Consider the following 12,746-nt stretch of genomic DNA (forward strand, 5'->3'; position numbering starts at 1 on the left):
TGATGAGTGAAGACAAAGATGATTGTAACAAATGCCCTGAAGGTCAGGTGCTTCGTGACGGCAAATGTGTGATGCCGGAAGTCACGTTTACGGCCTTTGTCATGTCTTTAAACACTGCGGCTCTCTTTCATTTTGGAGAGCTTGCGGATCCTGAAACTGGGAAGACTGCACGTGATATTGTTCTTGCCAAGCATACGATCGATACCTTGAATCTGTTGAAGAAGATATCGGTAGGAAATCTCAGCAAGGATGAGGAGAACCTCCTGGAAACGGTTCTCTATGACCTGAAGATCCGCTATGTGAAAATTTCCGGGTGAGACCATTTCCTCCCGGGTAACAGGCCTGATCCTCTCTGTGAAGAGGCCCGGGCCTTTTTTTATTTATATTCAGACAACAGTTGTTCCTCTGGCATCATAAGTCGATGAGTGTAAAAAACCTGGTCATTAAAGCTCCTGCCAAAATCAATCTTTATCTCTCGGTTCTTTCCAGGAGGAATGATGGGTATCACGAGATTGATTCTCTGATGCAGAAGATCGATCTCTTTGATATTCTGACAATCACTCCCGGCGGAAAAGGAATCAAGGTCGTTTGTCCAGGGGCAGAGCTCCCTGTAGATAAGGGAAATCTTGTCTGGCAGGCGGCACAACTTTTTTGCGATGAAATCGGCGCTGATTGCGGGGTTCAGATAATCTTGCAGAAGAACATTCCGATTGCTGCAGGCCTTGGAGGCGGAAGCAGTGATGCTGCTGCCGTTATCAAGGCATTGAACTCTTTGTATGGTGCCGGAATGAATCCGGTCCGGATGTCGGAATTGGCTGTGCAGCTGGGAGCCGATGTCCCGTTTTTCATTTATGAAGGTCCGGCAGCCTTTGCCAGAGGGATCGGGGAGCGGCTGGAAGCGGCCTGTGGTCTTGGTGAATGCTGGGTTCTGCTGGTGAATCCCGGTTTCGCGGTATCGACTAAATGGGTATATGATAATTTAGCGTTGACATCTAAAGAGAATCCTAATATCTTGGCGTCCGGAAAAGACTGCCCATCTCATCTTATTTCCGCATCAGGCGGCGCTTTTTCGCGTTTGCCCGAGCCATGTTTCTACAATGATCTTGAAACGGTGACCCTTGCCGGTTTTCCCGAGGTCAATGAATTGAAAGAGCGGATGTTGGCTGGTGGTGCCGAGATTTCCCTGATGACCGGGAGCGGCCCCACCGTATTTGGTGTTTTTTCCAAAGAGGAAAAGGCTCTGGACAGTTATCGGAGTTTTGCTGAACAATATGGCGCTGTTTATTTGACCAGACCCATGTAGATCGGGCATTCTTGTTCCGGTAGTACTCATACTGAAACGCTTGGTTCTGCTGGGGCGTCGTCAAGCGGTAAGACACAGGCCTTTGACGCCTGCATTCATAGGTTCGAATCCTATCGCCCCAGCCATCATTAAATTGAGAGCGGAGTTATAATGCTGAATAAAATGAAACTTTTCGCCGGCAATGCCAACCAGCCCCTGGCCCAAGAGATCTGCGATTATCTGGAAATGCCGTTATCCGCTGCTGAAGTGAGGACCTTTAGTGACGGCGAGATTTTTGTAGAGATCGGGGAGAATGTCCGTGGTACCGATGTTTTTGTTATTCAGCCGACCTGTCCACCGGTCAATGATCATCTGATGGAACTCGTGATCATGGTCGATGCCCTGCGCAGAGCTTCAGCGAGACGAATTACCGCAGTCGTTCCATATTATGGGTATGCCAGACAGGACAGAAAGGTTGCTCCTCGTGTGCCGATAACGGCCAAGGTCGCGGCGGAAATGATGATGGTGGTAGGGGTAAGAAGGGTTCTGGCCATGGACCTTCATGCGGGTCAGATTCAGGGATTTTTCAATATCCCGGTCGACCATCTCTACGCAGCGCCGATTCTTGTTAAATATATCAAGGAAGAGATCAAAAATGATATCATCATGGTTTCTCCTGATGCTGGCGGTGTTGAAAGAACGAGGGCTTACGCGAAAAGGCTTGATGCCGATCTGGCGATCATCGACAAGCGCCGGGAAAGAGCCAATGTGGCGCAGGCCATGAATGTCATCGGTGACGTTCGTGGTAAAAAAGCGATTATTCTCGATGACATGGTCGATACCGCAGGCACCCTTTGCGCTGCTGCCGACATGCTGGTCGGGGCAGGGGCCAAAGAGGTTTATGCCTGCTGCTCGCATGGGGTCCTGTCAGGGCCGGCAATAGAAAGGATCGAGAATTCACAGATAAAAAATCTGGTGATAACCAACAGTGTCCCGTTGCGTGGAAGCGCAATTGATTGTAAGAAAATCAAGGTTTTGTCCATCGGAAATTTGCTTGGTGAAGCCATTAAACAGATTCACAATGAAGAATCGGTCAGTTCTTTATTTGTTTGACCACTACTCCGGTCCGTCCGGAACACAGTAAATAATTTTTATTGAGTTATTAATTCAGGAGGCAATACACAATGTTAAAGTTTGATATTGACGCTAATGTCAGGACTACACACGGGAAAGGTGCAGCCCGGACTTTGAGGAGAGATGGTCAGACCCCTGCGGTACTCTACGGTTCAGGCGGTGATGCTGTTTCACTTGAACTCAACACCAGGGTTTTCACCAAAACCCTTCATCAGATCAAACGGCGGAATGCTGTAATCAGCCTCGCCGTTGCTGATGGTAAGAAAAAGAAAGTGACTCATCATGTGATGATCAAGGAGATTCAGGTCGATCCGGTCAAAGACACCCCGGTTCATGCGGATTTCTGCGCGGTTGATCTTGAAACTCCTATAGTTCTTGCGGTGCCGCTTCGTTTCTCGGGAAAGGCAAAAGGCGTTGAGCTTGGCGGTTTTATGAATATTTCAATGCACAAGGTCAATCTGAAGGGTCTGATCATGGACATCCCCGATTTCATCGAACTGGATGTTTCCCAGATGAATATCGGAGACCACCTGATCTGCAAATCACTGACCATCCCAGGGAATGTTGAGATCCTTGAAGACCCTGAAAGAACTTTTGTGTCCATAGTTGATGCTTCCAAATCCTCCGCTGAAGGTGCAGAAGGTGCAGATGCTGCAGGGACAACAGCTCAAGGTGGTTCTGAGCAGGCTGCCGGAGAGGAAGAAAAGGGTGCCGAGTAATTCTCTTCTCCTTCGAAATTTAGATATTCAGCCGGGGAATGACAGTTCATTTCCCGGCTTTTTTATTTCTGGAGCACACGATGATTATTGTTGCCGGACTTGGTAATCCCGGACTGCAGTATACAGAAACCAGGCATAATGTCGGTTTCATGTTCCTCGACTATCTGGCCTCTGAAGCAAATGCCCACTTCCGTGATTCAAAATGGGATGCCGATGTTGTCAAAACCCTGTTGTGGCAGCTCCCGGTTCTCCTGGTCAAACCAACAACCTTTATGAATCTGAGCGGCAAGGCGATCGGCCAGATCGCCGCCTATTACCAGGTGCCGCCGGAAAAGATTATCATTATTCATGATGATCTCGACCTTGAACCCGGCAGGATCAAAATATTTTTTGATCGAGGGCATGGTGGGCATAATGGGATCAGGTCGATAATAGAGTCCCTTGGCACAAAGGAATTCGTAAGACTCAAGATCGGAATCGGTCGGCCGCCGGAGAAAATGAAACCTTCAGCGTTTGTTTTATCAAAGTTCAGTGGGGAGGAACTTCTCTCGGTGCGTGAAGGTTTTTCCTTTATGGCTGGGGCAATACGTCTGATTGCCGAGGAGGGAGTGATCAAGGCGATGAATTCTGTGAATAAAAAAAAGAACAGCTGAATTATTTCCTGTCTAACCCGGGGAAATAATTATCTATTTCCGAATACTGAGAGACGAACTTGTTAGATTTCCAAACTTTTTTCAGAAAATCGGGCCGAAATATGTTATAATGCATTTTCGTTCCTAAAAATTCTACGAAATAGACAAAGGTTGACAAATGTTCAAATGCGGAGACATGGCAGTCTATCCTGCCCACGGTGTAGGCCAGATCGAATCTATCGAAAACAAAACAATCGGGGATGCCAATCAATCGTTTTATGTGATGAAGATCATCGAAACCGGAATGGTCGTGATGATTCCAACCACCGGGAAATCGACTGGTCTCAGAAACATTATTCCATCCAAGGAAGTTGAGAAAGTCTACGATATACTTCGGCAAAAAGATATCGTGATCAAGGCGCAACCCTGGAATCAGCGTTACCGCGATTACATGCAGAAAATCAAAACAGGATCTGTTTATGAAATTGCTTCTGTACTCCGTGATCTGAATGTCCTGAGCAGCGACAAGTCTCTTTCATTCGGAGAAAGGAAGATGATGGATACCGCAAAAAGCCTTCTTGTCAAAGAGATCGCCATTGCCAACGAGACCAAAGAGGACAAGGTTGAAAAAGACCTTGAGAATATTTTTTCCTGATTGTTGTTTCAACTCTGAGTGCCGGCCCGCCGTATTTGTTACGGCGGGCTTTTTTTTTTTGCATTCCATAAGGTTTGCTGCTTCAAGTATTCCAAATTATAAAGTTAATCGTTATTATCCTCCCCATGATTGAATTGAAAACACATAAAGACAAACCATCCCTCCATACTTTTGGCATTGAGAAAAGTAATGAGGGACAGCGGCTCGATGCCTTTCTCGCATTAAAATTGCAGGATGATGTTTTGAGCCGCTCAAGGATCAAGAGTCTTCTCAGTGACGGATTTGTTCTGCTGAATGGAATCCCGGCCAAACCCGCCGCACGACTGAGGTCTGGAGATCGTCTTCAGGTCACCATCCCGCAACTGGCATCTGTTGCATTGATCCCCGAACAGCTTGAGCTGAACGTTCTGTTCGAGGATCAAGACCTGATTGTCATATCAAAACCTCCGGGGCTTGTTGTGCATCCCGGCGCCGGTCATCAAACTTCTACCCTTGTCCATGGACTTTTATTTCACTGTGATGATCTTTCAGGGATAAGTGGTGAAGAGAGGCCTGGTATTGTGCATCGTCTGGACAAGGATACCTCCGGGGTCATGGTTGCAGCCAAAAATGATCAGGCTCATCAGGGTCTTGTTGATCAGTTCAAGGGGCGGGAAGTTACAAAGATTTATCGGGCAATTGTCTGCGGCGTACCGGCTGCAAAAAAGGGTCGGATTGATCTTCCCATCGGCAGGCACAAAACCAATCGACGCAAGATGGCGGTGAGGGAAAAAGATGGGCGCCAGGCTGCAACCAACTGGCAGGTTCTTGAAGAGTTTTCCGAGAATTTCGCTTATGTAGAGTTGCTGCTTGAAAGCGGCAGAACTCACCAGATACGCGTTCATATGGCTGCCATAGGTCACCCGGTGGTCGGTGACGAATTGTATGGCGGCAAGTGTCGTCCGAATATTGATCCCGATCTCATCAAACGGCAATGCCTGCACTCCTACCGGCTTGGTTTTACTCATCCGGTCAGCGGGCGATCCTTGGAATTCAAGGCTGAGCTTTGGCCTGATATGAACAGGGTTCTGGAGAAGTTTCGCCAGAATAGTGATGGTTGTAAATGAGATGATAATGAATGGCAGGAATATCTTTATCATTGGACTCACAGGAGGAATAAGCTCCGGCAAGAGTACAGTTGCCGATATCTTTCAGGAACACGGCATCAAGGTTGTTGATGCCGATATGGTGGGTCGTGAATTGCTGGAACCACATCGCTCCTGCTGGCAGGTTCTGAAGTATGAGTTCGGAGAGACGTTTTTTGACGAAGACAAACGGGTTGACCGGGCCGCACTCCGGAAAGCGATTTTTTCCGATGAAGAAACCAGAAACCAGGTCAACAAACTTTTTCATCCCCTTATCCGGACAGGGATTCAAAGGATACTGGAACAGTACGCCAACACCCTTGAAAGTGGTGACCGGAACAAAATCGTGATCGTAGAAGTTCCTCTCCTTTTTGAATCCGGATGGATTGCCGACTTTGACTGGATCATAGTCGTTTACGCGGATCGGGAAAAATGCCTTGAACGTTTGATGGCCAGGGATCGGGTCAGCCGGGCTGAGGCGGAAGCCGCCATCATGGCTCAAATGCCTCTGGCACAAAAAATTGAGTTGGCCGACTCGGTAATTGATAACAGCGGAGGTCTTGAGTGGACCAGGCGACAGGTGGAAAAGGAATTGAAAGAGATCGTGGCTTCCCGATCAAACTTAAGTTGATCCACCTGTCTGCTCGCACCGATCCACAGGCCGGTGAGACATCAAGCTGTATGCCCGAATGGCGAATGAGCTGTGATCATCGATAAATCACATAAGATCCCAGCCCCAGTATTCGAGGAATGTCGGAAAGTTCCAGATATTGGATTTGCGGCGAGCCCAGAATTTGAGGCTTGTGTAAAAAACTCTCCCGGTTACTTCTTCAGGTCCCAGGGCCTTATCGACCCCGATGAACGGATCAATGGCCCACCAGCTCATGAAAGCCATTTCCAGAGGCTTGTGACTTTCTCGTACATACCCTTTCCGGACACCTTCCGTTTCAAAAAATGAAAGTGTCCCTGATCCGGCGGGAAGTCGGGTGAGGTCATCCATCGGCTTGAGAGAGCTGGCTTCGGTTTGCGTTGCGGGGTCTTCGCTGGAAGCAAATCGGAGGTCTTTCACCCGGTGATTTTTGCTTCTGATGGTCAAGATGAGTTTTTCGCCTGGGTTTTTATCATCGCCGGTTTTCAGGAGGCCGGGTAAACTTTCTCCATACACATCCACGCGGTCAAAACTCCACCAGCCCGGCACTCCTGCCGGATCGAACTTGTCGGTGGGGATGATGGCCAGGTAACAGCCGCAGGTATGCAGGGTCGATACCAGCAGGGGCTCTTCCCTGTCATTGATGGTGATGTAGACCAGGAGGCCGACATTTTTTCCGCTGGTCAGTCCGGGAAAGGGGGTTTCCGGGAAATGGATTCTGTAGATCAGGTTTGCATACTTTTTTTCGCCAATGGTGAATTCCTGTTTCAAGGCGTAGTAGGTCGAGTGCGAGGTGTCTATATAGGCTTTAAAATCATCGGCTGATTTTTTTCTGAAGGCCGGGGTGCCGATTCGGTTGTAGTTGCGATCGGATTCCTCGACCAGAAAGACCGGGGCGAATCTTTCGAGCAGGGTGTCGCCCTCCGGGCTATGCCGATAGAGAGTTTGATTTCCTGCAATATCCGAAGGAGTTGTGACGGCACAACCTGCGGGCAGCAGAAGGACGACAACCAGGGAAATGATTCTGCAGAAGGAGTATCGATTCATTTTCAGCCCTTTACAACCGCCAGTGGGGTAAGTTCGGTTGCTATTTCCACCAGGTCCTGCTGGTCGTTCAGGACTGTTTCAATATCCTTATACGCCCCGGCGGCTTCGTCAAGGTCCTGTCTCTTCCTGATGGAGTGGATGACTCCCATCCGGTCAAGTCTTCCTATTTCCAGGTCAAGGTCAAGCTCTCTCTGGGCCTGTTTGCGGCCGAGTCTGCGGCCTGCGCCATGAGCGCATGACCGGAAACTTTCCTCGTTTCCCTTGCCCCTGACCAGATAACTTTTGCTCCCTTGCGATCCCGGGATGATTCCGGGTTCACCGGCAAAAGCCCGGGTGGCCCCTTTCCTGTGGATTACCAGGTTGCGACCGTAATGGGTTTCTTCGGCAGCATAATTATGGGCGACATTGATCGTGCTTCCAAACTCGACGGGTCCGGCGATCTCTTGGACAATCTCTTTGGTCCTCTCCATCATCAGATTCCGGTTGGCCAGAGCGAAATTCACACAATAATTCATTTCCCGCAAGTAATTCCGCCCGTCATTGCTCAGCAAGGGAAGGCTCGCCAGCTGCCATTGTTTTGGAACCGCGCCTTTCTGTCCCCGGCAGAGGTTTTCTGCAAGTTTGTTATAGTGCGCGGCCACCCGGTACCCGATATTCCGGCTCCCGGAATGAATCATCAACCAGATAAACCCATCATCACCCTGCTGAATTTCGATAAAGTGATTCCCGCCGCCAAGAGTTCCAAGCTGCTTCAGACCATTCTGGAATTCCGCTTCGACTATCGGCATTTCACCGAGAGTTTCAGGCATCAGTTTTTTATCTTGTGGAGAGCTGTGATGTTTGAAACCCACCGGAATGTTTTCCCTGATCCCTGCCAGAATCTGTTTCAGGCTTTGGTGATCGAGATGTTCACGGGAGGTTCTGACCGCACAGACCCCGCAGCCGATATCGACTCCTACCCCATTTGGCACCACGACCCCCAGGGTTGCAAGCACTCCGCCGATTGGCATCCCGTATCCCTGGTGGGCGTCAGGCATAATGGCGATATGGCCAAAAGAAAAGGGCAGGTTGGCGAGATTTCTGGCCTGTTCCATGGCCCCCGGCTCAATATTGTCAAGCCACAATTTAATCGGGATCTTTTCGCTGCAGATAATCTGTTTCATCCCTCATTTATAAGCAGTCTGAAGGAGAAAAGTCCAGTTCGATCTGGGCAGAAAATCGTCCGGGGTTATATGGGGGCTGGTTTTGGTATAAAACGAAGAATCGGATAATCGGAACTTCAATCTAATTTTCAGGGTTGATATAGTCCGGAGCGGCAATGGTTGATCTCTCCAGAAAACGGCCGATTTTCTTGTCTTCCTGGGTGATGTGGTGCATCAGCCATTCGGTCAGGAAATCGATCAGTTCCATGGCATTGAAGGATTTCCCTTTTTTAAGCCGGATCAGTATTTCCGTGATATCACCGATCAGCTTTTTGTGAATCCGCCGGTGCTGTTCGAGATCCGGATAGCCGATCTGGTTCATCAGGGATTCCTCATCGGCGAAGTGGGTTCGGGTGTAATCCACCAGAAATTTGATGGTTTCACCGGTCTGGCTTCTTTCCGCATCGGTTGAGAGCGCCTTCTGCAGCTTGCTGACCATGGTCACAAGCTCCCGGTGTTGTTCATCGATCAGCTTTATGCCGATATTGTAATTGTCGTACCATTCCATACTGGTTCCTTATCAGGTGCCGGTTCAGGAAAGTTCGGCGAGTCTCTTCAAGCTGTCATCAATTTTTGCCATAGTTGCCTGCAACCCTTCGACCTTGTCCTTTTCCTTGGCGATCACTTCAGCCGGTGCATTGGCCAGGAACTTGTCATTGGTAAGTTTTCCTGCGCTGCGCTGGAGGTTTAATGCCAGCTTCTCTTTTTCCCGGAGCAGTCTTTCGGTTTCTTTGGCAACATCAACGAGTCCTTTCATCGGCACGAAGATCTCAATGTCTTCGAAGATGCTGACTGCGGAACCCGCAGGGCGTTCACCATCATTGATGATCGAGATTTTTTCCGAGCGAGTCAAGCTGCAGATGGTAGATGCTTCATGTTTGAGCCTCGCTGTTTTATCCTGGTCATGACAGATCATGATCACTTCAATGGCAGCGGAGGGATGGATCATCATCTCACTGCGGATATTCCGGATTGCGCCGATCACCCCCATCAGCAGGGAAACCGTCTTTTCGGTCTCGGTATCATCCCATGCATTTTTCACCTCGGGGAACTTTTCAGTCATCAGCGTGTTTCGTTTTCCGGGGAGTACCTCCCAGATCTCTTCGGTAACGAACGGGGTGAAAGGGTGGAGTAATTTAAGGAGAATCTCGAGTACCGCAAACAGAACGGTTTTTGCCTGTTCCGATTTCCGGGTGTCGCTGCCGTACAGGTCGGACTTGATCCATTCAAGATACCAGTCACAGAACTCATGCCAGGTGAAATGGTAAACGGCCGAAGCGGCATCGTTGAAGCGATAGTCGTCAAGGGCCCTGCGAACGTCGGCGATGGTCCGATTGGTCCGGCTCAGGATCCAGCGGTGGGGCAGACCAAGATTTGCCACGGCGAGATTTCCGGTAACCGCCGGGTCGCAGGTATTAATATGCATCAGGGCAAATCTGGCCGCGTTCCATATCTTGTTGATAAAATGTCGATATCCTTCAATCCGGTCCTCATCGAGACGGATGTCTCTTCCCTGGGCGGCAAAAGCGGCCAGCGTGAAACGAAGTGCATCGGTTCCGTAGGTGTCCATAACCGCAAGAGGGTCGATGACATTGCCGGTAGATTTGGACATCTTCTTGCCGTCCTTGTCCCGGACCAGGGCGTGAAGATAGACGTCCCGGAAGGGGATTTCATCCATGAAGTGGAGTCCCATCATCATCATTCTGGCAACCCAGAAGAAGAGAATGTCAAAACTGGTGATCAGGACAGCCGTAGGGTAAAACGCAGTGAGTTCAGGAGTTTTGTCGGGCCAGCCGAGGGTTGAGAAGGGCCACAGAGCAGAAGAGAACCAGGTGTCGAGCACGTCGGTTTCCTGAACAAGTTCGGCCGAGGTGCATTTAGGACAGTGTGTCGGATCAACTGATGCGACGATGATTTCTCCGCAGGCGCTGCAGGTCCAGGCCGGGATGCGGTGTCCCCACCAGATCTGGCGGGAGATACACCAGTCACGGATGTTGTCCATCCAGTTGTAGAAGGTGTTGTCCCAGGTTTTCGGCATGATCCGGATCCGGCCATCCCGGACGGCGGCGGTCGCCTTGTCCGCCAGGGGCCGGACCGAGACAAACCATTGCAGGGAAGTGGTTGGTTCCACTACGGTATGACAGCGATAGCAATGACCGACCCCGTGCTGATAATCATCGATGGACACCAGATAGCCCTGTGCTTCAAGGTCGGCAACGATCTGTTTGCGGCAGGCGAACCGATCCAGTCCGGCGTATTTCCCGGCAGCCTCGTTCATGACCCCGTTCTGGTCCATGATCTTCAGCAGTTCGAGATTGTGGCGTATCCCGATTTCATAATCGTCGCGGTCGTGGGAAGGGGTGACCTTGAGGGCACCGGTCCCGAAATCCTTCTGCACATGATGGTCAAAGACCACCGGAATCGTTCTGTTGGTCAGGGGGAGGAGCACGGTGAGATTTTCCATGTCCCGGTAGCGCTCATCATCCGGATGGACGGCGACACCCGTATCGCCGAGCATCGTTTCGGGGCGGGTGGTGGCGACGACCAGATGGCCGCTGCCGTCGGCAAAGGGGTAGCGGATATTGTAGAGCTTGCCGTTGGTCGGCTCATGCTCCACCTCATCGTCGGCCAGGGCGGTATGGCAGCGCGGGCACCAGTTGACGATGTAGTCACCCTTATAGATCAGACCGTCATTGTAGAGTTTGACGAAAACCTCGCGGACGGCCCGGGAGAGGCCTTCGTCCATCGTGAATCGCTCCCTCTCCCAGTCGCATGAGCAGCCAAGCCTTTTCAGCTGGTTGATGATGGTGCCGCCTTTTTCCTGCCGCCATGCCCATACTCTTTCGATGAAGGCCTCTCTGCCGATGTCGTGGCGGGAGGTGCCTTCGGTGGCGAGCTGCCTTTCAACCACATTCTGGGTGGCGATCCCGGCATGATCGGTACCCGGCAGCCAGAGGGTATTGTCGCCGAGCATCCGGTGATAGCGGGTCAGGAGATCCTGGAGGGTGTTGTTCAGGGCATGACCGACATGCAATACCCCGGTGACATTGGGTGGCGGAATGACGATACAGTATGAGGGCGCGCCATCCCGGATGGTTGCGGCGAAGGATCTGTTTTTCTCCCAGGCGGCGAGCCATTTGCTTTCGACGGATTTAAACTCGTAGGCTTTGGCCAGTTCATGGTTTTCCTGCGGGCCGGCTGCTGATTCGGTCATCTTACTTAACGCTCCAGGGTTTCGGTAAAAAGATATGGGTATAAAGATCCAGGGCATAATGATCGGTCATGCCGGCGATGAAATCACAGACAGAACGGTGACGGGCGGTTTCATCGGCGGCGGTCTCTTCGCTTTCGAAGAAATCATCGCTGTTCAGAAAATGGTCATACAACTCCCGCAGGATCTTCTGGGCTTTGATAAAGTCATCGTGCACCCGGTGGGCATCGTACACATGTTCATACAAAAAGGAACGCAGGTCGCTGATCGCCGCAAGAACCGGCCCGCTCATCGCGAGCCTTTCCCCGTTGTTCCGGCGGGTATTGGTGATCAGATCCCGGACCATGGCGCCGATCCGGTCCGAGTGGGAGGCGCCGAGGACTGAACGGATATCTTTCGGAACTGTTCCTTCGTCAAGAATCTCGGCCCGGATCGCATCGTCCAGATCGTGGTTGACGTAAGCGATGATATCCGCCACCCTGACCAGCTGTCCTTCAAGGGTTCGCGGCATGCCGCGCAGATCGTTGGGCAGGATGTCCTTTCGCCCCTTCGAATGCTTGACGATGCCGTCACGAACTTCATCGGTAAGGTTTAAGCCGAGCCCCTTTTTTTCGAGAACGTCCACCACCCGCAGGCTCTGGATATAGTGTCTGAATCCGCCGGGATGCAGATCATTCAACACCGACTCGCCGGCGTGACCGAAGGGGGTGTGGCCCAGGTCGTGGGCGAGGGCTATCGCTTCGGCCAGATTTTCATTGAGCCGGAGTGATGCGGCAACGGTTCTCGCAATCTGTGCCACTTCAAGAACGTGGGTCAGTCTGGTCCGGTAATGGTCGCCGGTCGGGGCGAGAAACACTTGGGTTTTATGCTTCAGGCGGCGAAAGGTCTTGGAATGGATGATCCGGTCGCGATCACGCTGGAAAGCGGGTCTGATATCGCACTCCGGCTCTTGCCGCAACCGGCCTCGGCTGTTGCGGCTCAAGCACGCATAGGCGGACAGCGACTGAGCTTCGCGTTCTTCCTGTTCTTCACGGATGAGACTGCTCATGGTTAAAGAATGCCTTTCTTTCTGCCGGACAAATAATAAATAA

At 50.9% G+C, this 12,746-nt stretch carries 13 protein-coding genes and 1 tRNA gene; 9 read left to right on the forward strand and 5 right to left on the reverse strand.

The features are described 5' to 3' along the window. Positions 1 to 2 precede the first annotated feature (2 nt). The 9 genes from KKG35_13990 to coaE all read left to right on the forward strand — a co-directional run bounded on the left by KKG35_13990 (position 3) and on the right by coaE (position 6,177). The gene (locus tag KKG35_13990; protein ID MBU1739237.1) at positions 3 to 317 is read left to right on the forward strand and encodes a DUF1844 domain-containing protein; all 315 of its coding nucleotides are present in this window, start codon (positions 3 to 5) and stop codon (positions 315 to 317) included. A gap of 104 nt (positions 318 to 421) precedes the next feature. Next, positions 422 to 1,303, forward strand: coding sequence for a 4-(cytidine 5'-diphospho)-2-C-methyl-D-erythritol kinase (gene ispE / locus KKG35_13995; protein MBU1739238.1), 882 nt, complete (start codon positions 422 to 424; stop codon positions 1,301 to 1,303). Positions 1,304 to 1,353: 50 nt separating this feature from the next. Continuing rightward, a tRNA-Gln gene (locus KKG35_14000) sits at positions 1,354 to 1,428 on the forward strand. A 28-nt stretch (positions 1,429 to 1,456) separates the two neighbouring features. Beyond that, positions 1,457 to 2,395, forward strand: a complete 939-nt coding sequence (locus KKG35_14005; protein ID MBU1739239.1) for a ribose-phosphate pyrophosphokinase — start codon at positions 1,457 to 1,459, stop codon at positions 2,393 to 2,395. Positions 2,396 to 2,466: 71 nt separating this feature from the next. Continuing rightward, positions 2,467 to 3,135, forward strand: coding sequence for a 50S ribosomal protein L25 (locus KKG35_14010; GenBank protein MBU1739240.1), 669 nt, complete (start codon positions 2,467 to 2,469; stop codon positions 3,133 to 3,135). Positions 3,136 to 3,215: 80 nt separating this feature from the next. Next, positions 3,216 to 3,788 carry an aminoacyl-tRNA hydrolase gene (pth, locus tag KKG35_14015; GenBank protein ID MBU1739241.1) on the forward strand — a complete coding sequence of 191 codons (573 nt, stop codon included), beginning with the start codon at positions 3,216 to 3,218 and terminating at the stop codon, positions 3,786 to 3,788. A 157-nt stretch (positions 3,789 to 3,945) separates the two neighbouring features. Continuing rightward, complete coding sequence (locus tag KKG35_14020; GenBank protein ID MBU1739242.1) at positions 3,946 to 4,422, forward strand: CarD family transcriptional regulator; 477 nt, start codon at positions 3,946 to 3,948, stop codon at positions 4,420 to 4,422. Positions 4,423 to 4,547: 125 nt separating this feature from the next. Further along, positions 4,548 to 5,528: an RluA family pseudouridine synthase gene (locus KKG35_14025; GenBank protein MBU1739243.1), complete on the forward strand. Its 981-nt coding sequence runs from the start codon at positions 4,548 to 4,550 to the stop codon at positions 5,526 to 5,528. A gap of 7 nt (positions 5,529 to 5,535) precedes the next feature. Next, positions 5,536 to 6,177: a dephospho-CoA kinase gene (coaE, locus tag KKG35_14030; GenBank protein MBU1739244.1), complete on the forward strand. Its 642-nt coding sequence runs from the start codon at positions 5,536 to 5,538 to the stop codon at positions 6,175 to 6,177. A gap of 87 nt (positions 6,178 to 6,264) precedes the next feature. On the opposite strand, the gene KKG35_14035 is transcribed toward coaE, so the two are convergent. From KKG35_14035 to KKG35_14055, 5 genes are all read right to left on the reverse strand, one after another. Further along, positions 6,265 to 7,242: a hypothetical protein gene (locus KKG35_14035; protein MBU1739245.1), complete on the reverse strand. Its 978-nt coding sequence runs from the start codon at positions 7,240 to 7,242 to the stop codon at positions 6,265 to 6,267. A 2-nt stretch (positions 7,243 to 7,244) separates the two neighbouring features. Then, positions 7,245 to 8,405, reverse strand: coding sequence for an RtcB family protein (locus KKG35_14040; protein MBU1739246.1), 1,161 nt, complete (start codon positions 8,403 to 8,405; stop codon positions 7,245 to 7,247). A gap of 121 nt (positions 8,406 to 8,526) precedes the next feature. Then, a complete protein-coding gene (locus KKG35_14045; protein MBU1739247.1) occupies positions 8,527 to 8,952 on the reverse strand; it encodes a bacteriohemerythrin in 426 nt (141 codons plus the stop codon). Between the two features lie 24 nt (positions 8,953 to 8,976). Further along, entirely contained in the window at positions 8,977 to 11,658 is a 2,682-nt protein-coding gene (locus KKG35_14050; GenBank protein ID MBU1739248.1) for a valine--tRNA ligase, read from the reverse strand. 1 nt (position 11,659) lies between these two features. Then, entirely contained in the window at positions 11,660 to 12,703 is a 1,044-nt protein-coding gene (locus tag KKG35_14055) for a deoxyguanosinetriphosphate triphosphohydrolase (protein ID MBU1739249.1), read from the reverse strand. Between the last annotated feature and the right edge of the window lie 43 nt (positions 12,704 to 12,746).

The sequence above is a fragment of the Pseudomonadota bacterium genome (assembly GCA_018823285.1).
Lineage (GTDB): Bacteria > Desulfobacterota > Desulfobulbia > Desulfobulbales > JAGXFP01 > JAHJIQ01.